Annotated in this window: 16 protein-coding genes and 1 pseudogene; 6 read left to right on the top strand and 11 right to left on the bottom strand. The window is 72.2% G+C overall.

What is annotated here, in order from left to right; genetic code table 11:
- Positions 1-38: 38 nt before the first annotated feature.
- Positions 39-2,177, bottom strand: coding sequence for a hypothetical protein (locus TU30_RS11670; protein ID WP_042168196.1), 2,139 nt, complete (start codon positions 2,175-2,177; stop codon positions 39-41).
- 391 nt (positions 2,178-2,568) lie between these two features.
- On the opposite strand from TU30_RS11670, the gene gabT reads away from it, so the two are divergent.
- Together gabT and TU30_RS11660 are read left to right on the top strand one after the other, a co-directional pair.
- Entirely contained in the window at positions 2,569-3,903 is a 1,335-nt protein-coding gene (gabT, locus tag TU30_RS11665; protein WP_042168194.1) for a 4-aminobutyrate--2-oxoglutarate transaminase, read from the top strand.
- 477 nt (positions 3,904-4,380) lie between these two features.
- Positions 4,381-5,031: a phosphatase PAP2 family protein gene (locus TU30_RS11660; RefSeq protein WP_042168331.1), complete on the top strand. Its 651-nt coding sequence runs from the start codon at positions 4,381-4,383 to the stop codon at positions 5,029-5,031.
- A 244-nt stretch (positions 5,032-5,275) separates the two neighbouring features.
- On the opposite strand, the gene TU30_RS11655 is transcribed toward TU30_RS11660, so the two are convergent.
- The 7 genes from TU30_RS11655 to TU30_RS11625 all read right to left on the bottom strand — a co-directional run bounded on the left by TU30_RS11655 (position 5,276) and on the right by TU30_RS11625 (position 13,110).
- Complete coding sequence (locus TU30_RS11655) at positions 5,276-5,722, bottom strand: hypothetical protein (protein WP_042168192.1); 447 nt, start codon at positions 5,720-5,722, stop codon at positions 5,276-5,278.
- A gap of 193 nt (positions 5,723-5,915) precedes the next feature.
- Positions 5,916-7,319, bottom strand: a complete 1,404-nt coding sequence (locus TU30_RS11650; protein WP_042168189.1) for an FAD-binding oxidoreductase — start codon at positions 7,317-7,319, stop codon at positions 5,916-5,918.
- A 12-nt stretch (positions 7,320-7,331) separates the two neighbouring features.
- Complete coding sequence (locus TU30_RS11645; protein ID WP_042168188.1) at positions 7,332-8,132, bottom strand: ABC transporter permease; 801 nt, start codon at positions 8,130-8,132, stop codon at positions 7,332-7,334.
- A complete protein-coding gene (locus TU30_RS11640; RefSeq protein ID WP_042168185.1) occupies positions 8,133-9,086 on the bottom strand; it encodes an ABC transporter permease in 954 nt (317 codons plus the stop codon).
- Positions 9,086-10,273 carry an ABC transporter ATP-binding protein gene (locus TU30_RS11635; protein WP_042168183.1) on the bottom strand — a complete coding sequence of 396 codons (1,188 nt, stop codon included), beginning with the start codon at positions 10,271-10,273 and terminating at the stop codon, positions 9,086-9,088. The genes TU30_RS11640 and TU30_RS11635 overlap by 1 nt, the downstream gene beginning before the upstream one ends.
- A gap of 4 nt (positions 10,274-10,277) precedes the next feature.
- Complete coding sequence (locus TU30_RS11630) at positions 10,278-11,525, bottom strand: PotD/PotF family extracellular solute-binding protein (protein ID WP_042168181.1); 1,248 nt, start codon at positions 11,523-11,525, stop codon at positions 10,278-10,280.
- Positions 11,526-11,574: 49 nt separating this feature from the next.
- Positions 11,575-13,110, bottom strand: a complete 1,536-nt coding sequence (locus tag TU30_RS11625; RefSeq protein WP_042168176.1) for a gamma-aminobutyraldehyde dehydrogenase — start codon at positions 13,108-13,110, stop codon at positions 11,575-11,577.
- Between the two features lie 202 nt (positions 13,111-13,312).
- Between TU30_RS11625 and TU30_RS11620 the strand changes: the two genes are divergently transcribed.
- Positions 13,313-13,924, top strand: a complete 612-nt coding sequence (locus tag TU30_RS11620; protein WP_042168329.1) for an NADAR family protein — start codon at positions 13,313-13,315, stop codon at positions 13,922-13,924.
- 143 nt (positions 13,925-14,067) lie between these two features.
- Here TU30_RS11620 and TU30_RS37100 read toward each other — a convergent pair whose 3' ends face one another.
- Positions 14,068-14,982: a hypothetical protein gene (locus TU30_RS37100; protein ID WP_234307837.1), complete on the bottom strand. Its 915-nt coding sequence runs from the start codon at positions 14,980-14,982 to the stop codon at positions 14,068-14,070.
- Between the two features lie 59 nt (positions 14,983-15,041).
- On the opposite strand from TU30_RS37100, the pseudogene TU30_RS11610 reads away from it, so the two are divergent.
- Positions 15,042-16,227, top strand: a pseudogene (locus tag TU30_RS11610) (adenosine deaminase); the annotation flags it as partial.
- A gap of 59 nt (positions 16,228-16,286) precedes the next feature.
- Positions 16,287-17,012: a glycerophosphodiester phosphodiesterase gene (locus TU30_RS11605; protein ID WP_042168171.1), complete on the top strand. Its 726-nt coding sequence runs from the start codon at positions 16,287-16,289 to the stop codon at positions 17,010-17,012.
- Positions 17,013-17,045: 33 nt separating this feature from the next.
- Here TU30_RS11605 and TU30_RS11600 read toward each other — a convergent pair whose 3' ends face one another.
- Positions 17,046-17,534: a hypothetical protein gene (locus tag TU30_RS11600; protein WP_042168168.1), complete on the bottom strand. Its 489-nt coding sequence runs from the start codon at positions 17,532-17,534 to the stop codon at positions 17,046-17,048.
- Between the two features lie 612 nt (positions 17,535-18,146).
- A complete protein-coding gene (locus TU30_RS11595; protein ID WP_042168166.1) occupies positions 18,147-19,586 on the bottom strand; it encodes a gamma-aminobutyraldehyde dehydrogenase in 1,440 nt (479 codons plus the stop codon).
- A gap of 181 nt (positions 19,587-19,767) precedes the next feature.
- Between TU30_RS11595 and TU30_RS11590 the strand changes: the two genes are divergently transcribed.
- Positions 19,768-20,286 (top strand): Lrp/AsnC family transcriptional regulator, encoded by a 519-nt coding sequence (locus TU30_RS11590; RefSeq protein ID WP_042168163.1) that lies wholly within the window; start codon positions 19,768-19,770, stop codon positions 20,284-20,286.

Raw genomic sequence — 20,286 nt, 5'->3', positions numbered from 1 at the left:
CACCGCGTCACCACACGTGCGCCGCCCCGACGCGCTCCTCAGCTCCGCAGGTCGACCAGCAGCGGCGGCGCGTGCTCGCCCCGGACGTCGGTCAGGGACAGCACCGCGTGCCCGGCCGGCATCGCGTGCGCGAGTTCCGACGCGGACCACCGCTCCCGCTCGACCTGCCGTACGGTGACCGCGCGCGCGGTGGGCGCCTTGCCGGTGATGGCGCGGCGCACCGCGTGCCAGGCCTTGCCCGCCGGGCTCTCCGCGATGATCTGCCGGTCGGTGACGTCCCGTGCCTCGGTCCACTCCTTGCCCCAGACCTCGGCGAAGTCCTGCCCGTCCCACGGGGTGAGCCCGGCCAGCGCCATCCTGCATCCGACGGTCCCGAGCAGAGGGCCGCGCAGCGGCCGCGCCACGTCGTCCAGGGTGCGCAGGGTGAGCACGGCTCCGGCGTTCGCCGACCGCAGCCGCTGGATGCCGCGCACGGCCTCGGGGGTGATGACGCCGGTCGCGTCGTCCAGTACCAGGCAGGCGAACAGGGACCGGTCCTCGCGCTCCGTCACGCTTGCCGTGAACTGGGCCAGGACCAGCCGTGCCAGGACCCGCGAGGCGTCGGCGTGGCCCCGCGCGGGCAGGTCGACGCGGACCCGTACGGGATGGTCCAGCGCCTTGAGGGTGAACGGCCGGGACTGCCCTGAGGTGTCGAAGCCCCGGCTCTTGAAGAACGTCGCGAAGGCCGGCCGGTCGAGCAGCGCCACCCGGTCGGCGAGGCTTCCGCCGACGTCGCCGGGATGCGCCATCTGCCGTTCCCGGGCGTCGAGTTCGCGCAGCAGCGACTGCTGCCCCGTCTCCGTCAGGGCCTGGCGCAGCTCGGCCAGCGGGCCGGGCGAGCCGTCGAGCAGACCGCGCAGCTCGGGGACGGAGGGGAAGCGGCCGTGCACCGCGTGGAAGGGGCCGAGCAGTTGGGCCAGGACGGTGGTGGCACGCCGGCTGTCGTTGCCGGGGTGCGGGTCGGCCAGGTCTCCGACCAGCGCCTCGGCGAGGACCGCGGCGGCCTCGTCGGGATCGGTGGTCCCGCCGTACAGGTCGAGGTCGTACACGGAGTCGGGGTTGCCGATCCGTACCACGACGTCGTACGCGTCGGCCGGTCCGGCTGCCACTCCGGCGGCACCGACGACGACCACGGCGGCACGTCCGGCGAGCGCGTGCAGGCACAGCGACTCGGCGAGCGGCCGGACGACGGCACTGGTCTTGCCGGAGCCGGCCGGTCCGACCGCGACCAGGGAGGTGCCCAGCAGTTCGGGGCCGAGGGCGAGTCCGGTGCCCCGGTAGGCGTACGGGTTGCGGGCGTCGTCGGCGGTGGTGCCGAGCCGTACCTGACCGGTGACCAGGTCGTGCCGGGCCTGCCGGGCGGGCAGGTCGCGGGCGCCGGAGGGGTGCGGGCAGGCGGCGGCACCGTGGCCGAGCACGGCGCCGGTGAAGGTGGCGAGGGAGTGCCGGCCGCTGCGTACGCCCTGCCAGGCGCGGGTGATCCGGGCGTGGTCGACGTCCCGCATCAGCCCGGCGCGCGCGTCGGCGGCGAGCCGGTCCGCCGCGTCGGCGGCGCCGGCGGCACGCAGCGCGGGCCAGCCGGCGGGGTCGTCCTCGAGGGCCGGCTGCGGTTCCTTCGGCTCGGGGCGTCGCAGCCGGGGTGCCACGAAACGGCGCCAGACCTCACCCCAACGGCCCAGCCTCCCCACCCCGATCATGATCGCGAACACGACGAGCAGGGTGTAGCCGTCCCAGACGACGAGGTTGACGATCTGGTCGTCGCTGGTCCGCCACGCATCCGGAGTGAACAGCTCCAGGGGAAGAAGCCACCAGCCGCCCAGATAGCCGTTCGCCAGCAGTGACCAGACCAGCCACCCCACGAGCAGGGCGATGAGTGCTCCGCTGAGCAGTTCCCGGGTCGCGATCTGTACCGGTTCCTCCATCGGCCGGGGCCGGTGCCCGAACCGCCACACGCCGGGCAGCGCCTCGGGGCGGGGGGTGCGCAGCCAGGTCAGGAACGCCGACCCGTCCGGCAGGGGCGGCATGCCCGGTGCCCTGGCCGGCCTCGGTGGCACCGGAGGCACCTCCGGTGGCCCGGCAGGACGCGGCACCGGGTTCGCGTGCGTACCCCGCGCGTCCTGCGTCCCGTCGCTGTCCATCGCCCTTGCCCCCTGAGCCGCCGCGCCGTTCACCGTCAGCGAGTCAATCTAACGCCCCCGCAGGGCGAGTTCACCGTTCACCCGGCCGGGGCGGGCCACGCGGGCGCTTCGTGCGGTGCGGACGGTGCAGGGTGAGCCCCGGATCCCGCGCGGTTCCCCGGCCTGCGCCGCGCGGCGGTTCCCCGGCCTGCGCCGCGCGGCGCAGGCCCGCCGGGCCCCGGGCCGCCGTCACGTCCGTCGCCCCTCTGCCGCCCTCCGTCCCCCGCTATGTCCACACCGGACAACCCGGCCCCCCGGACAACGCCCACATGGAGCATGCCCAGCCTCCCTTCCTCGCCCTAGCCTGCGAGAAAAGAAGGCACGTGTCCGTTTCACCCCCCAGGAGCCCCTCATGACCGCACTTCCGCAGGAGCGCCGCGTCGTCACCGCCATCCCGGGCCCGAAGTCACAGGAGCTGCAGGCCCGCCGTACCGCCGCGGTCGCACAGGGCGTGGGCTCCGTGCTGCCCGTGTTCGCCGCGCGTGCGGACGGCGGGATCATCGAGGACGTCGACGGCAACCGGCTGATCGACTTCGGCTCGGGCATCGCGGTGACCTCGGTCGGCGCCTCCGCCGAGGCCGTCGTACGCCGTGCCACCGCCCAGCTCGCCGACTTCACTCACACCTGTTTCATGGTCACGCCGTACGAGGGGTACGTGGCCGTGGCCGAGGCGCTCGCCGAACTGACCCCGGGCGACCACGCCAAGAAGTCCGCCCTCTTCAACAGCGGCGCCGAGGCCGTCGAGAACGCCGTCAAGATCGCGCGGGCCCACACCAAGCGGCAGGCGGTCGTGGTGTTCGACCACGGCTACCACGGTCGCACCAACCTCACCATGGCGCTCACCGCGAAGAACATGCCCTACAAGCACGGCTTCGGACCGTTCGCACCCGAGGTGTACCGCGTCCCCGTCGCCTACGGCTACCGCTGGCCGACCGGCTCCGACCACGCCGGCCCCGAGGCCGCCGCCCAGGCCGTCGACCAGATCTCCAAGCAGGTCGGCGCCGAGAACGTGGCCGCGATCGTCATCGAGCCGGTACTCGGCGAGGGCGGCTTCATCGAGCCGGCGAAGGGCTTCCTGCCCGCGATCAGCACGTTCGCCTCGGACAACGGCATCGTGTTCGTCGCCGACGAGATCCAGTCCGGCTTCTGCCGCACCGGCCAGTGGTTCGCCTGCGAGGACGAGGGCATCGTCCCGGACCTGATCACCACCGCCAAGGGCATCGCCGGCGGGCTCCCGCTCTCCGCCGTGACCGGACGCGCCGAGATCATGGACGCGGCCCACTCCGGCGGTCTCGGCGGCACCTACGGCGGCAACCCGGTGGCCTGCGCGGGCGCGCTCGGCGCCATCGAGACGATGAAGGAGCTGGACCTCAACGGGAGGGCCAAGGCGATCGAGGCGGTCATGAGGACCCGGCTGACCGCGATGGCCGAGAAGTTCGACGTCATCGGTGACGTCCGCGGCCGCGGCGCCATGATGGCCGTCGAGCTCGTCAAGGACCGCACGACCAAGGAGCCGGACGCGGAAGCGACGACCGCGCTGGCCAAGGCCTGCCAGCGGGAGGGGCTGCTGGTCCTGACCTGTGGCACCTACGGCAACGTGTTGCGCTTCCTGCCGCCGCTGGTCATCGGCGAGGACCTGCTGAACGAGGGCCTGGACATCCTCGAGCAGGCGTTCGCACGCGTCTGAGCAGGCACGGGTGCACATCTGAGCCGCCGACGAAGCGGGTGAGCCGCTCCGGCATCCGCCGCCGGGAGGTGAGCGGCAGAGCGTGTGAAGAACGTGTGCGGGATGGATGACAGGAGCCGGTTGGCCCTGTCGCGGGCCCACCCCCTGCCGTAGGTTCTACCGGGACAAGAGAGACACCCGCTCACAGGTGACCGTGAGCGGTACAGGCCGAGGCCTCCCCGGCTTCGACCTGGTCGTGCCCTCGCGCACACAACCGGAGCTCCCGGGTTCCGGGTCTCCTCACGATCGGACAGCCGCGCGCCCCAAACCCCCCGGGGCGCGCGGCGTTCCGGTCCGGACGGCTGTCCACGCGTCATGCGCGACAGGCCGTTTCCCGAAGGGCCAGTGCTCTCCCCCCCTGCGCTGGCCCTTCGGCGTGCCCTGCCCCGCACTGCCGCCGCGAACGGCCGCGAGCCCGTGCGTGCGACGCTGTGCACCATGCTGCTGCTCGGACCTCCCGTCCTCCTCTTCGCCCTGATCACCTGGCAGGTCGTCGCCGACGGCCCTCTGGTGGACCTGGACGAACGACTGAGCAGGGTACTCGTCGAGCCGGACACGGCTTCCGAGGTGCTCTCCGACCTCGGCAACATCGAGGTGGCCCTGCCCCTCCTCGCGGCCGCCCTGGTGTACGTCGCGTGGCGGGGGCGTGCCGTGGGCCGGGACCGCTGGTGGCTGCCGCCCGCCGCCGGAGCGACGGCGATGGCCCTGGTGCCGGTGCTCGTCGTGCCCCTGAAGGAATGGACCGACCGCCCCGGCACCCCGGCCGTGCCCCCGGCGGTCGGCTACTACCCGTCCGGCCACACCGCCACCGCCGTCGTGGCGTACGGTGCGACGGCCCTGCTCCTGCTCCCGCTGCTGCGCTCGCGGGCGGCCCGCCGCGCTCTCCTGCTGCTCTGCGCCGCCCTGGTCGCCGGCGCCTCCTACGGGCTGGTGCGCAGGGGCTGCCACTGGCCGTTGGACGTGGCCGCCGGCTGGTGCCTGGGGGCGGTCCTGCTGATCTGCCTGTGGCTGCCGGCCGGCCGGAGCAACGCTCAGGCAGCCACCGGACGGCAGTCGACCGGACGGAAGCCGGCCGGCCGGCCAAAGTAGCCGTCGCAGGTCCGCCGGACCTCCCCGAACCGGTCGGATCCGGGCCGCCGCACACTCCATGGGGCGCTCCGCAGGCCCTGCCCGCGGGCGTCCTCGCGGGCACGCACCCTGGGGTGATCCACGACTGCTCCCGGCCACGGGGGACGACGGGGGACAAGTGCGAGGGCTGGAGCACCCTCGGACGGTCCGCGCCAACCAGACCGCCAGAACCTCCGCCACCGATCGACCCTGCCCGCCACACCCCCTACCACCCGGCAAGCCCCGCCACCGCCTCGTGCATGGCCAGTTCGAGCAGGGCCGGATCGGTGAGCGTGCCCGAGCCGTCCGGCGGGAACAGCCAGCGGGTCCCGCCGGCCGACGGTCGGCCCGGATACGGCACCACGATCCAGGTGCCGGCCCCCGCCGTACGGATACCGGTGCCGACCCAGCGGGCCGCGGTGCCCGGCGGCACGAGGAAACCCATCCGCGTGTCGGCGGAGTCGACCAGCACCGGGCCGGGCCGGTCGAGGACGCGGGTGAGCACGTCGAGCGTGGGGCGGCCGAGCCCGCCCGGCAGGATCAGCACGTCCCACGCCGTGCCGGCCGGCAGCAGCGCCACCCCGTGCGGGCTGCGCTCCCACTCCCGGCGGCACGTCCCGGGATCGGGCGCGACGGAGGAGAGCCATTCGACCGCCGACTTCGTCCCTGTCATCACACACGCCTGCCTCTCTGTCGTGGACGCGGGAAAACGCGTCACGAGGAGGAGAGGAGGCTTCCTGCCGGGCATTACGCGGGTTCCGGCACCCCTTGAAGTGAAACGGATCACATCGAGTGAAATCCGGTCACCGCTGCCGAAAATCGGCCACGGCCGCCGGGGCCCGGGATCCCGCCGCCGGGAATCGCTCTCAGCTGTCGAAGCCCAGCCCCAGCCTGTCCATCGTCCGCAGCCACAGGTTCCGGTGCCCGTCGTGGGTGTCGGCGTGCGCCAGCGACCACTTGGTGAGTGCGATGCCGGTCCAGGCGAAGGGCTCGGGCGGGAACGGCAGCGGCTTCCTGCGCACCATCTCCAGCTCCGTACGCTCGGTGCGCTCCCCGGCCAGCAGGTCCAGCATCACCTCGGCGCCGAAGCGGGTGGCGCCGACGCCGAGCCCCGTGAAGCCGGCCGCGTAGGCGGCCCTGCCCCGGTGGGCGGTGCCGTAGAACGCCGAGAAGCGGGAGCAGGTGTCGATCGCGCCGCCCCAGGCGTGGGTGAAGCGGACGCCCTCCAGCTGCGGGAAGCAGGTGAAGAAGTGCTCGGCGAGCTTCGCGTAGGTCTCCGGCCGGTCGTCGTACTCGGCGCGCACCCGCCCTCCGTACGGGTAGACCGCGTCGTAGCCGCCCCACAGGACGCGGTGGTCGGCGGTCAGGCGGAAGTAGTGGAACCGGTTGGCGCTGTCGCCGAGTCCCTGCCGGTTGCGCCAGCCGACGGACGCCAGCTGGGCGTCGGTGAGCGGCTCGGTCATCAGGGCGTAGTCGTAGACCGGGACGGTGTAGGCGCGGGCCCGTCTGACCAGGCTGGGGAAGACGTTGGTGCCGAGGGCGGCGGTGCGGGCGCGGATCTGCCCGTAGGGGGTGCGCACGGCCAGTCCGGCACCGTAGGAGCGCAGGGTGAGGGCGGGGGTGTGCTCGTACACGCGGACGCCGAGGCCGAGGCAGGCCCGCTTGAGCCCCCAGGCGAGTTTCGCCGGGTGGAGCATGGCCACGCCCCTGCGGTCCCAGAGGCCGGCCAGGAAGGTGGGCGAGTCGACCTGGGCGCGGACCTCGTCCGTGTCCAGGAACTCCATCCCCTCCGCGAGTCCCCGGCGGTCGATCTCCCGGTACCGGTCGCGCAGTTCGTGTGCCTGGTAGGGCGCGGTGGCGACGTCGAGCTCGCCGGTGCGTTCGAAGTCGCAGTCGATGGCGTGGCGGGCGACCGTCTCCTCGATGGCGTCGAGGTTGCGGGCGCCCAGCCGCTCCAGTTCGTGGATCTCGTCCGGCCAGCGGGTCAGGCCGTTGGACAGACCGTGGGTGAGGGAGGCGGCGCAGAACCCGCCGTTGCGGCCCGAGGCCGCCCAGCCCACCTCGCGCCCCTCCACCAGGACGACGTCCCGCCCCGGGTCACGCTCCTTGGCGATCAGTGCCGTCCACAGTCCGCTGTATCCGCCGCCCACCACCAGCAGGTCGCAGCTCTCGGCGCCGGTGAGGGCGGGCCGGGGTTCCGGCCGGCCGGGGTCGTCCAGCCAGTACGCGGACGGACGGGCATCGGCGAGGGATTTCGTCCAACGGCTCATGGTCCCGGCCCCCTACGCCTTCTGCCGCTCGCGGCGGTTGCCGACGGCCATGGAGACCAGCACCAGCAGCACGGCGACGACGAACATGGCCGTACCGACGACGTTGATCTGTACCGGGGTTCCGCGCTGCGCGGAGCCCCAGACGAACATCGGGAAGGTGACGGTGGACCCAGAGTTGAAGTTGGTGATGATGAAGTCGTCGAAGGACAGGGCGAAGGCGAGCAGCGCGCCCGCCGCGATGCCGGGGGCGGCGATCGGCAGGGTGACCCGCAGGAACGTCTGGACCGGGCCCGCGTACAGGTCCTGGGCGGCCTGCTCGAGGCGCGGGTCCATCGACATCACGCGCGCCTTGACGGCGACCACGACGAAGCTGAGGCAGAACATGACGTGGGCGATGAGGATCGTCCAGAAACCGAGCTGGACGCCCAGGTTGAGGAACAGGGTCAGCAGCGACGCCGCCATGACCACCTCGGGCATCGCCATCGGCAGGAAGACCAGCGAGTTCACGGTGGAACGGGCACGGAAGCGGTAGCGGACCAGCGCGAAGGCGATCATGGCGCCGAGCACGGTGGCGCCGAGGGTCGCCCACAGGGCGATCCGGAGGCTGAGCGACAGCGAGCCGCACAGGCCGGAGACCCCGCACGGGTCCTTCCAGGCGTCGGTGGAGAACTCCTGCCACTCGTAGTTGAAGCGGCCCTTGGGCTTGTTGAGGGAGAACACGGCCACCACCACGACCGGCAGCAGCAGATACGCGAGCGTCAGCAGTCCCGCGATGACGACGAGACGGCGCTTGAGCCAGTTGACGAAGGCCATTTACACCAGATCCTCCGTGCCGGACTTGCGGATGTAGAACGTGACGGCGAAGAGGATCGCGGCCATCAGGATGAAGGAGAGCGCCGCGGCCGTCGGGTAGTCCAGGATGCGCAGGAACTGCGTCTGGATCACGTTGCCGATCATGCGGGTGTCGGTGGAGCCGAGCAGGTCCGCGTTGATGTAGTCGCCGGTGGCCGGGATGAAGGTGAGCAGCGTGCCGGAGACGACGCCGGGCATCGACAGCGGGAGGGTGACCCTGCGGAAGGTGGTCGAGGGCTTGGCGTACAGGTCGTTCGCCGCCTCGTGCAGCCGTGGATCGATGCGCTCGAGGGAGGTGTAGAGCGGCAGGATCATGAACGGCAGGAAGTTGTACGTCAGGCCACAGACGACGGCGAGCGGTGTGGCCAGCACCCGGTCGCCGGCAGTCCAGCCGAGCCAGGAGGTGACGTCCAGGACGTGCAGCGTGTTCAGGATCCCGACCACGGGGCCGCCGTCGGCGAGGATCGTCTTCCAGGCGAGGGTGCGGATCAGGAAGCTCGCGAAGAACGGCGCGATCACCAGGACCATGATCAGGTTCCGCCAGCGTCCCGCGCGGAAGGCGATCAGATACGCCAGCGGGTAGCCGAGCACCAGGCACAGCACGGTCGCGGAGGCCGCGTAGAGCACCGAGCGGACGAACTGCGGCCAGTACGCGGACAGCGCGTCCCAGTAGGTGGCGAAGTGCCAGGTGACCTCGTAGCCCTCCTCCAGGGAGCCCGTCTGGACGGAGGTGGAGGCCTGGTAGACCACCGGCAGCGCGAAGAAGACGAACAGCCACAGCAGGCCGGGCAGCAGAAGCAGGTACGGCGTCCGGCGGCCCCGCTTCCGCGGGGGTTTCACCTGCGGGGCCGGCTCCGGGGACGGCGACCGGGGTGGCGGTGACTGGGGCGGCGGCGACTGGGTGACGGTGGCCATCAGAGGGCCTCCTCCCCGGCGGTCTGCGCACCGGCGGAGCCCCCCGCTGTCCCCGCGAGCAGGGACTGTGCGGCGTCGAGACCGAAGGTGTGCGCCGGGTTCCAGTGCAGGACGACTTCGGCTCCGGGCACCAGCCGGTCGTCGCGGTCGATGTTCTGGACGTAGACCTCGAACGCGGTGCAGACCGGGCTGTCGACGACGAACTGGGTGGAGACGCCGAGGTAGCTGGAGTCGGAGATCCGGCCGGTGATCCGGTTGCGGCCCTCGGGTATGCGTCCGGCGTCGTCGGCGTGGACGAGGGAGATCTTCTCCGGGCGCACCCCGAGCAGCACCTTGCCGCCGGTCGCCGTGGGGCCGCTGTTGCGAGCCGAGGGCAGGACGAGCCTGCCGGCGCCCGCCTTCAGCACGATGTCGTCGCCCGACCTGGTGTCGACGTCGGCCTCGATGAAGTTGGACGTGCCGAGGAAGTCGGCGACGAACGTGGTGCGCGGGTTCTCGTACAGCTCGGTGGGCGCGCCGAGCTGCTCGACACGGCCGGCGTTCATCACGGCGACCGTGTCGGCCATGGTCATGGCCTCCTCCTGGTCGTGCGTGACGTGCACGAAGGTGATGCCGACCTCGGTCTGGATGCGTTTGAGCTCCAGCTGCATCCGGCGGCGCAGTTTCAGGTCGAGGGCGCCGAGCGGCTCGTCGAGCAGCAGCACCTTCGGATGGTTGATCAGCGCGCGGGCCACGGCGACGCGTTGCTGCTGGCCGCCGGAGAGCTGGTGCGGCTTCCTGCGGGCCTGCTCTCCGAGCTGGACGAGCTCGAGCATCTCCCCGACCTGCTTCTTCACGCTCCTGATGCCGCGCCGACGCAGACCGAAGGCGACGTTCTCGAAGATGTCGAGGTGCGGGAAGAGGGCGTAGGACTGGAAGACGGTGTTCACCGGCCGCTTGTACGGCGGGAGCGCGGTGACGTCCTGGTCGCCGAGGTGGACGGCACCGGCGGTGGGTTCCTCCAGGCCGGCGATCATCCTGAGGGTGGTGGTCTTGCCGCAGCCGGACGCGCCGAGCAGGGCGAAGAAGGAGCCCTCGGGCACGGTCAGGTCGAGGGGGTGGACGGCGGTGAACGTGCCGTAGGTCTTGCTCAGGCCGGTGAGGCGGACGTCCCCGCCGCGGGCGGCCGTGTCGTTGGTCGTCTTCATCTCGTCACGCCCCCGTGAGCTTCGCGAACTTCGTTTCGAATGCCGTCTCTTCCTCGGTGCTCAGGGAGCGGAAGGCACGGGACTTGGCCTGCATGGCCTGGTCGGGGAGGATCAGCGGGTTGTTCGCCGCGTCCTCGTCGATCTTCGCGAGTTCGTCCTTCACGCCTTCGACCGGACAGACGAAGTTGATGTAGGCGGCGAGTTCGGCGGCCGGCCGCGGCTCGAAGTAGTAGTCGATGAGCCGTTCGGCGTTGGTCTTGTGCCGGGCCCTGTTCGGGATCATCAGGTTGTCGCTCGAGGTCATGTAGCCGCTGTCCGGGATCAGGAAGTCGATGTCCGGGTTGTCCGCCTTCAGCTGGACGACGTCCCCGGCCCAGGCCACGCAGGCGGCGAAGTCGCCCTTGCTGAGGTCGGAGGTGTAGTCGTTGCCGGTGAAGCGGCGGACCTGGCCCTTGTCGACGGCCTTCCGGAGCCGGGCGATCCCCGCGTCGTAGTCGTCGGCGGTGAACTTCCCCGGGTCCTTGTCCATGTCGAGCAGGGTCAGCCCCATGGTGTCGCGCATCTCGGTGAGGAGGCCGACACGCCCCTTGAGCTTCGGGTGGTCCAGCAGGTCGGAGAGGGTCTTCACCTCGACGCCGTCGAGCGCCTTCTTGTTGTAGGCGATGACGGCGGCGATGCCCTGCCAGGGGTAGGAGTAGGCACGGCCCGGGTCCCAGTCGGGGCTGCGGAACTGCGGTGACAGGTTGGCGTAGGCGTGCGGCAGGTGGGACGGGTCCAGTTTCTGCACCCAGCCCAGGCGTATCAGGCGGGCGGCCAGCCAGTCGGTGAGGACGATGATGTCGCGGCCCGTGTCCTGGCCGGCGGCGAGCTGCGGCTTGATCTTGCCGAAGAACTCGGTGTTGTCGTTGATGTCCTCGGTGTACGTGACCTCGATGCCGGTCCGTTCGGTGAACGCGTCCAGCGTGGGGTGCCGGCGCCCGCTGTCGTCGACGTCCATGTACTCGGTCCAGTTGGAGAAGGCGACACGCTTCTCCTCCTTCGAGTGGTCCTCGGCCGGTACGCCGCCCCGGGTGTTGCCCGCCGGAGGGATGCCGCAGGCACTCAGCGCCCCGGTTCCGCCGGCCGCGAGCGCAGCGCCCGCACCGGCGCGCAGCAGGGACCGGCGGGACAGGGCCGCCCTGCCGTTTCGGAAGCTGCGCCGCACGGCGGCCACCTGGGCCGGGGAAAGGCGGTCGGGCTCGTACTGCTCCATACGCGTGGTGCCTTTCGGGAGTGGGGCCGCGGGTCGGACGGCCCGGCTGCTATCGGTCCCCGAAGATCGTGCGGTGCCAGTCCTTGCGGACCACCGCGGTGTTGTCGAACATGACGTGCTTGAGCTGGGTGTACTCCTCGAACGAGTAGGCGGACATGTCCTTGCCGAAGCCGGACGCCTTGTAACCGCCGTGCGGCATCTCGCTGATGATCGGGATGTGGTCGTTGATCCACACGCACCCGGCCCTGATCTCGCGCGTGGCACGGCCGGTGCGGTACACGTCCCGGCTCCAGGCGGAGGCGGCGAGTCCGTACGGCGTGTCGTTGGCGAGCGCGATGCCCTCGTCGTCGCTGCCGAAGGGCAGGACGACCAGCACCGGTCCGAAGATCTCGGCCCGCACGGCCTCGCTGTCCTGTGGGGCGTCCGCGATCAGGGTGGGCCGGTAGTAGGCGCCTGCGGCGAGTTCCCCGCCCGGGGCCTCGCCGCCGGTGACCACGCGCGCGTAGGCGCGCGCGCGGTCGACGAAGCCGGCCACCCTCTCGCGCTGCGCGTGCGAGACCAGCGGACCGAGGTCGGTGCCCGCGGCGAAGGGGTCGCCGAGCCGCACGGTCTCCATCAGCGCGGCGGTGCGCTCCACGAACTCCTCGTAGAGGGGCCGTTGCACGTACGCGCGGGTGACGGCCGTGCAGTCCTGTCCGGTGTTGATGAGCGCGCCCGCGACCGCTCCGTTGACGGCGGCGTCGAGGTCGGCGTCGTCGAAGACCACGAAGGGCGCCTTGCCGCCGAGTTCGAGGTGGACGCGTTTGACGGTGGCGGTGGCGACGGCGGCGACCCGCTTGCCCACGGCGGTGGAGCCGGTGAAGGAGGTCATGGCCACGTCGGGATGGCCGACGAGGTGCTCTCCCGCCTCCCGGCCGGTGCCGGTGACGATGTTGATCACTCCGTCCGGGATGCCGGCGTCGGTGGCCGCCCGGGCGAAGAGGAGTGAGGTCAGCGGGGTGATCTCGGCGGGCTTGAGGACGATCGTGTTGCCCGCGGCGACCGCCGGGAGGATCTTCCACCCGGCCATCTGGAGGGGGTAGTTCCAGGGTGCGACGGAGCCGACCACTCCGATGGGCTCGCGGCGCACGTAGGAGGTGTGGTCGCCGGAGTACTCACCGGCCGACCGGCCCGTCAGGTGCCGGGCGGCACCGGCGAAGAAGGCGATGTTGTCGATGCTCCCGGGGACGTCGAACTCCCGGCTCAGCTTCAGGGGCTTGCCGCACTGCAGGGACTCGGCGCGGGCGAAGTCCTCGGCGCGCTCGGCGACCACGGCGGCGAACCGGTGCATCGCGTCGGACCGCTCGCCCGGGGTGGCACCGGCCCACGCCGGAAACGCCCTGCGCGCGGCGGTGACGGCCGCGTCCACGTCGTCGGTGCCGGCGAGTTCGTAGGCGTACACGTCCTCACCGGTGGCCGGGTCGACGACCGTGTGCGTCCGGCCCGAGGTGCCCTTCGTCAGGCGGCCCGCGACGAACTGCGCCCCGTCGGCGAACCGTTCCCGGGCCGGGAACCGTTCCGGGGTGGCCTTGCCCGGGTGCTGCATGTCGCTCTCCTCCGTTTCCCCGAGGGGGCGGCGTGGCGCCGGCTCGATTTGAGTGCCGATCCTGGCAGAGGTATGCGATGCCAACAAGTGATTCCGTTGTTTCCATTTGGTTAAGCAACGAAATCTGTCGACAAGGCTTCTGGGCACCACGGAAAAGGCAGGCTGGTTGTCGGTGCCGCCTGCGAAACTCGCGCGCATGGGGATGAACACGGAGACGGGAACGGCGGGGGACGGGACTGCGGTGGGAGCGGGGGCGGCCGGTTCCCGCGAGGCCCTGATCGAGGCACTGGCGGCCGGGAAGCGGATCAAGTACCTGCACTTCTGGAAGCACCGGCCGCTGCCCGACGGCCGGATCGGGGCGGGCTGCCTGAGCCAGTGGTGGCCGTCGCCGTTCACGGTGGACCGCGTGGCCTACGTGACCGCCGAGCACTGGATGATGGCGGCCAAGGCCCGGATGTTCGCCGACCCGGAGGCGGAGCGGAGGATCCTGACCGCGCAGCACCCCGCCGACGCCCAGAAGGAGGGCCGGCTCGTCCGGGACTTCGACGAGGCGACCTGGCGGCGCGAGCGGTTCCGCGTCGTCGTCGAGGGCAGCACGCACAAGTTCGCGGCCCACACGGACCTGCGCGCCTTCCTGCTGAACACGGGCGACCGCGTCCTGGTCGAGGCGAGCCCCAGGGACCGCGTCTGGGGCATCGGCCTCCCGGCCGACGACGAGAGGGCATCGGACCCCGCCCGGTGGCGTGGCCCGAACCTCCTGGGCTTCGCCCTCATGCGGGCCCGCGCACTTCTCCGGGAGAGCGCGGCAGGGTGACCCGCGCCGCGGCACGTGGCGTTCACCCCGGTGCGGTCGGTGCCGTCCGGACGGCCCGGTGGACACCACCCCGTCCGGACCGGGGTCCCAGCGGCGCGTCACAGCACCGCGGGCGAGGTCCCCGGACGCGGTGCCGGGAGCGCTCAGAGCAGGGTGACGAGGAGGCCGAAACCGCCGCCCAGCACGATGCCGGCCCCGCCGCAGAGGAGGCCGGCCAGGGCGTGGCCCGGGTTCGTGGCCTCACCTCGGGCCGCCTTGCCCCGGCCGAGGGCGCTGAAGATCACGGCCAGGACGCCGAGTCCGACGGCCAGCGGCCAGAGGCAGAAGACGCAGGCCGAGATGATCCCGAGCACGAGTCCGGTGACACCCATGCCGTTGGCCGGCTGCGGCGGCACACCGGTCCAGCCGTAGCCCTGGTCGGGCAGGCCGCCGTGGGCGGGAGCACCGGCGTGGGCGGGCGGCTGTGCGGCCGGGTGGGCGTACCCGCCCTGGTACCCGCTCCCGCGGCCGCCCGGGTAGCCGTACGGCACCCGGCCGGGACCGCCGGGGGCGATGGGCGGCGGCGGGACCGGCTCGGTGGCCGGGGGCGCGAAGGGGTTGGAGGCCGCGACTCCGGGGCCGGCGGGCGGGGTGGAAGAGCCGGAGAGGCCCGCCCACGGCCGGGCCGGCGGTGTGGCCGAAGAGGTGGCCGGGGCACTCGCCGCGGGGAGGGACGTGACCGTCCGCTGGTCGTGCACGGAGGGGGCGGACGGGGCGCCGGAGGCCCGGGGCGCGCCGGGCGTCCCCGGGGCGGGGGCCGGAGGGTCGAACTCCGGAAGGGCGAACGGGTCGGTGACTGCGGCGGAGCCCGACGGCCCGGACGTGCCGTGGCCGCCGAGGTCCACCTGGGTGGGCTCGGGCGGCGACACTTCCCTCGGTGGGCTCTGGGGCGGCTGGGCCTGCGCGGCCCTGCTGTCGGCCGGCGCCGCCCAGACGTCGTCATGGGCGTGCGGGGCCCGGGGCGGAGTGCCGCCCGCCGGGTTCCCCCGCGCTTCCGGCGCCTGCGCGTCCTCGGACATGCGCTGGACCCCCTCCGTCGAACGTCCCGTCATGGTACGGCCCGCCACCGCCTCGTGCGCGCCCGGCCTACGATGACCCCCGATCCATCGATCCACCGATCAGCCGATCACCCGCGTCCCGCCACAGCCGCACCCCGGCCGGGGACGCCGTTTCCGGGAGGGACCATGACCGAACGCCTCGCCGTGTCCGCCGAGACGGCGGGCAGCGGCCCGCACGACTTCATCGCCGGACTGCCCAAGGCCGAACTGCACGTGCACCACATCGGTTCCGCCTCCCCCCGCATCGTCTCGGAGCTGGCCGCCCGCCACCCCGACTCCAGGGTCCCCGTCGACCCCGAGGCGCTCGCCGGCTACTTCACCTTCACGGACTTCGCCCACTTCATCGACGTGTACCTGTCCGTCGTGGACCTGATCCGCACGCCCGAGGACGTCCGGCTGCTCACCTACGAGGTGGCGCGTGAGCTGGCCCGGCAGCAGGTGCGGTACGCCGAGCTGACGATCACCCCGTTCTCGTCGACCCGTCGCGGGATCGACGCGCGGGCGTTCATGGAGGCGATCGAGGACGCCCGCAAGGCGGCCGAGTCCGAGTTCGGGACCGTGCTGCGCTGGTGCTTCGACATCCCCGGCGAGGCCGGACTGGAGGCCGCCGAGGAGACCACGCGGCTCGCCACCGACGACCGGCTGCGCCCGGAGGGCCTGGTCTCCTTCGGCCTGGGCGGGCCCGAGATCGGGGTGCCCCGGCCGCAGTTCAAGCCGTACTTCGACCGGGCCATCGCCGCGGGCCTGCACTCGGTGCCGCACGCCGGTGAGACGACCGGTCCCGGGACGGTGTGGGACGCCCTGGTCGACCTGCGCGCGGAGCGGATCGGGCACGGCACCGGCGCCGCCCGGGACCCCGAGCTGCTCGCGCACCTCGCCGAGCGGCGCATCGCGCTGGAGGTGTGCCCCACCTCCAACATCGCCACCCGCGCGGTCACCCGCCTCGACGAACACCCGATCAGGGAGTTCGCCCGCGCCGGTGTGCTGGTCACCGTCAACTCCGACGACCCGCCGATGTTCGGCACCGACCTGAACACCGAGTACGCGATCGCCGCACGGCTGCTGGACCTCGACGAGGAGGGCCTGGCGGCGCTGGCGAAGAACGCGGTGGAGGCCTCGTTCCTGGACGCGCCGGGCAAGACGCGGCTGGCCGCCGAGATCGACGCGTACACCGCCTCCTGGCTCTCCTCCCGGCCGCTGCGGTGAACCCGTCCCCCACCGCCGTGGACCAGCCGCCCCGTGAGCCGACCCCGCGAAGGACCGCCATGCACCACGTGACCGCCGTGGCCCACCGCGGCGACCCGTACCACGTCCGCGAGAACACGCTCGCCTCACTGCGTTCCGCGCTCCACAAGGGCGCGGACGCGGTCGAGTTCGACGTACGCCTCACCCGGGACGGCGTACCGGTCCTGCTGCACGACGAGACGCTCAAGCGGCTCTGGGAGCACGACCGCCCACTGCGGGCGCTGTCCTGGGAGGAGGTGCGCGGCCTGACCGACGGCGGGGTGCCCACGCTGCCGGACGCGCTGTCGGCGACCGAGGGCACCAGGGTCATGCTGGACCTCCCGGGCGATCCCGGCCCCCTGGCGGTGCGCCGGATCGTGGACGCCGTACGGGAGCACGGCGCCCGGGACCGCGTCTACTACTGCGCGGGCGCCGCCCCGATGCTCGCCGTGCGCGCGGCGGACCCGTCCGCGGAGATCGCCCTCACCGTCGCGTCGTCGGCCCCGCCGCGCGCCGGTGTCCTGGACGCGGTCCGGCCGCGCTGGCTGAACTACCGCTTCGGCCTGGTCGACCGGGCCCTCGCCGACCGGGTCCACGCGGACGGCTGCCTGCTCTCCGTGTGGACCCCGGACACCCGCCGCTCCATGCGCCGCCTGCTGGCGCTGGGTGCCGACTCGATCACCACCAACCGCATCGACGTCCTGTGCGCCCTGCGCGGGCCCGCACAGGGCGCGAGCGCCGGGTCCCCGTCACCGCGGCGGCGGTAGCCGACCGGCGAGGGGGCCCGGCCCCGGTACGGCTCAGATGCCCAGGGAAGCCATCTCGATCGCCGAGCGGTAATGGGCCGCGGCCGTCACCACACAGGCGCGGTAGGTGCGGTTGTCCTTCACGGCCAGGAAGTAGTCGCGCAGGTTCTTCCAGTAATTGACGAGGTAGCCGAGCCCCGGGACGAAGCCCGGCGGGCGCGGCACGAGGGAGAACGCCTCACTGCATCGGAGGATCTCCCCGGTGGCCGTGGACAGCACGTCGGCCACCTCGGCGTTCATGTTCCATCCGGCGGCCAGCTGAGGGGTCCAGATCGCGCCGGCCACTTCCCTGAGCTGCTGCTGCTCCTCGGGGGTCGGATCACTCAGCGCGCTCGCCGCCACCGGGGCCGGCGCGGTGGCGGACGGTCCCCCGGCCGCGACCGCCACCGGCCCCGCGACCGTCACAGCGACCAGCGCCGCCGTCACCACGCCGCAGGCCCTCAGCCCTCGCCGTCTCGCCCTGTTGCGGCCCACTGCCGTCATCGGTCGTCCCCTCCCGTCGTCCTGCCCCGGCCGATCCTGCCGGGGACGGCCCGACCGTGTCATGGGCGGGACAACCCGGTCAACGGCGACAACGCGCCACCTTCCGCGGCCCGTGGCCGGTGGACTCCGACCGCCCCAAAGGTGCCGGTACCGCCCGACGGAACGGCTCCCACCATCCCTCGGAGACCAGACGCTCCACCGTCGCGACCACGCCCGCCGGCCCGGCGACCAGGCCGGTGGAGACGGCCGCCGCCGTCACCCCACCGCAGTGCCGAGTTCACGGTGGCCGACGGTCCCGGCCTGCCGCCACACCTGCTCCGGCACCTCCGGAACCGCTCGCACGCCTCGGACGCATCGCGCCGCGGCCGGCCCGGCCGGATCACCGGCGCCTGCGGGTCGCGCACCGCACGGACCGCGAGCAGCCCGTGCGTGACGGTCCCGTCCACGAGCCCGCCGCTCGGCGGGTCGCCATCCCGCCGCACCACCCCTCACGAGAAAGTTCTCCACACCCTCGAGGGGCGCGGGGAACTGCGGGACCGGCTGTCCACGGCCTCCGGACGGCCGGGCCCCTCGTCGCGCTCAGGACCTCGTCCGGCCGATCCGGCCGAGCGCCTACGCGTCGAGCGACGTCATCACGTGCTTGATGCGCGTGTAGTCGTCGAAGCCGTAGGCGCTGAGGTCCTTGCCGTAGCCGGACTTCTTGAAGCCGCCGTGCGGCATCTCCGCGACCAGCGGGATGTGGGTGTTGATCCACACGCAGCCGAAGTCGAGCTTCTTGGACATGCGCATCGCGCGGGAGTGGTCCTTGGTCCACACCGAGGAGGCCAGCGCGTACTCGACGCCGTTGGCGTACGCGACGGCCTGGTCCTCGTCGGTGAAGGTCTGGACGGTGATGACCGGGCCGAAGACCTCCTTCTGGATGATCTCGTCGTCCTGCTCCAGGCCCGAGACGACGGTCGGCGCGAAGAAGTAGCCCTTGTCCCCGACGCGCCGCCCACCGGCCTCCACGCGCGCGTGCGCGGGCAGCCGGTCGACGAAGCCCTGGACCTGAGCCAGCTGACCGGCGTTGTTGAGCGGGCCGAAGAGGACGTCCTCGTCGTCGGGGGCGCCCGTCTTCGTGTCGGCGGCGGCCTTGGCGAGGGCGGTGACGAACTCGTCGTGGATCGACTCGTGGACGAGGACGCGGGTGGCCGCCGTGCAGTCCTGGCCGGCGTTGAAGAAGCCCGCGACGGAGATGTCCTCGACGGCCTTGGCGATGTCGGTGTCCTCGAAGACGACGACCGGCGCCTTGCCGCCCAGCTCCAGGTGGACGCGCTTGAGGTCCTTGGACGCGGACTCGGCGACCTGCATGCCGGCCCGCACCGAACCGGTGATGGAGGCCATCGCCGGGGTCTCGTGCTCGACCATCATGCGGCCGGTGTCCCGGTCGCCGCAGACGACGTTGAAGACGCCCGTCGGCAGGACCGAGCCGAGGATCTCGGCGAGCAGGACGGTGGAGGCCGGGGTGGTGTCCGAGGGCTTGAGGACGACCGTGTTGCCCGCCGCGATCGCCGGGGCGAACTTCCACACGGCCATCATCATCGGGTAGTTCCAGGGGGCGACCTGGGCGCAGACGCCGACCGGCTCACGGCGCACGATGGAGGTCAGGCCCTCCATGTACTCGCCGGCCGAGCGGCCCTCCAGCATCCGCGCCGCACCCGCGAAGAAGCGGATCTGGTCGACCATCGGCGGGATCTCCTCGGTGCGGGTCAGCCCGACGGGCTTGCCCGTGTTCTCCACCTCGGCCGCGATGAGTTCCTCGGCGCGCTCCTCGACGGCGTCCGCGACCTTCAGCAGGGCCTTCTGCCGCTCGGCCGGTGTGGTGTCGCGCCAGCCGGAGAAGGCCTCGGCGGCGGCCGCCATCGCGGCGTCCACATCCGCCTGTCCGGACAGCGGCGCGGTCGCGTACGCCTCGCCGGTCACGGGGTTGACCACCTCGGTGGTCCGTCCGTCGGCGGCGTCGCGGAACTCGCCGCCGATGCAGTTGCGCAGACGTCGCAGCTCGGTGCTCACTGCAGGTCCTCCCGGTGCTCCTCGTGGGTGTCGGAGGTGTCCAACCCCTGAGACACCCACCCTAGACGGACCTCTGACGCATTCAACACCCCCACTCGCTCCGAGTCTGCGAAATCCGCAGACATCAACCACCGATACAACGGATTTCATCGAATGCGCCTTGCGGAACAGTCGAGACGTCGTGCACAGTGACCATGTGGCCAGTCGAAGCGCAGAACCCAGGGACTCCCGCGAGTCCAGGAACGGCGGCGGTCCCCACCTGGACTCCGTCTCCCTCGCCATCATCGAGCAGCTCCAGGAGGACGGCCGCAGGCCCTACGCCGCCATCGGCAAGGCCGTCGGCCTGTCGGAGGCGGCCGTGCGCCAGCGCGTCCAGAAGCTGCTCGACCAGGGTGTGATGCAGATCGTCGCCGTCACGGACCCGCTCACGGTGGGCTTCCGCCGGCAGGCGATGGTCGGCGTCCGCGTCGAGGGCGACGTGGAGTCCGTGGCCGACGCGCTGAGCGCCATGGACGAGTGCGAGTACGTGGTGATGACCGCGGGCTCCTTCGACCTCATGGTCGAGATCGTCTGCGAGGACGACGACCACCTTCTCGAGGTCATCAACAAGCGCATCCGGGCCGTGCCCGGCGTGCGCACCACCGAGAGTTTCGTCTACCTCAGGCTCAAGAAGCAGACCTACATGTGGGGAACCCGATAA

The sequence above is a fragment of the Streptomyces sp. NBRC 110035 genome (assembly GCF_000829695.1).
GTDB lineage: Bacteria > Actinomycetota > Actinomycetes > Streptomycetales > Streptomycetaceae > Streptomyces.
The sequence above is the reverse complement of the archived record's forward strand: the minus strand, read 5'-3'. Positions and strand labels throughout refer to the sequence as shown.

Coding starts and splice junctions, on each gene's coding strand:
- TU30_RS11670 (WP_042168196.1), bottom strand. CDS start 2,177: ATGGACAGCGACGGGACGCAGGACGCGCGGGGTACGCACGCGAACCCG.
- gabT (WP_042168194.1), top strand. CDS start 2,569: ATGACCGCACTTCCGCAGGAGCGCCGCGTCGTCACCGCCATCCCGGGC.
- TU30_RS11660 (WP_042168331.1), top strand. CDS start 4,381: ATGCTGCTGCTCGGACCTCCCGTCCTCCTCTTCGCCCTGATCACCTGG.
- TU30_RS11655 (WP_042168192.1), bottom strand. CDS start 5,722: ATGACAGGGACGAAGTCGGCGGTCGAATGGCTCTCCTCCGTCGCGCCC.
- TU30_RS11650 (WP_042168189.1), bottom strand. CDS start 7,319: ATGAGCCGTTGGACGAAATCCCTCGCCGATGCCCGTCCGTCCGCGTAC.
- TU30_RS11645 (WP_042168188.1), bottom strand. CDS start 8,132: ATGGCCTTCGTCAACTGGCTCAAGCGCCGTCTCGTCGTCATCGCGGGA.
- TU30_RS11640 (WP_042168185.1), bottom strand. CDS start 9,086: ATGGCCACCGTCACCCAGTCGCCGCCGCCCCAGTCACCGCCACCCCGG.
- TU30_RS11635 (WP_042168183.1), bottom strand. CDS start 10,273: ATGAAGACGACCAACGACACGGCCGCCCGCGGCGGGGACGTCCGCCTC.
- TU30_RS11630 (WP_042168181.1), bottom strand. CDS start 11,525: ATGGAGCAGTACGAGCCCGACCGCCTTTCCCCGGCCCAGGTGGCCGCC.
- TU30_RS11625 (WP_042168176.1), bottom strand. CDS start 13,110: ATGCAGCACCCGGGCAAGGCCACCCCGGAACGGTTCCCGGCCCGGGAA.
- TU30_RS11620 (WP_042168329.1), top strand. CDS start 13,313: ATGAACACGGAGACGGGAACGGCGGGGGACGGGACTGCGGTGGGAGCG.
- TU30_RS37100 (WP_234307837.1), bottom strand. CDS start 14,982: ATGTCCGAGGACGCGCAGGCGCCGGAAGCGCGGGGGAACCCGGCGGGC.
- TU30_RS11605 (WP_042168171.1), top strand. CDS start 16,287: ATGCACCACGTGACCGCCGTGGCCCACCGCGGCGACCCGTACCACGTC.
- TU30_RS11600 (WP_042168168.1), bottom strand. CDS start 17,534: ATGACGGCAGTGGGCCGCAACAGGGCGAGACGGCGAGGGCTGAGGGCC.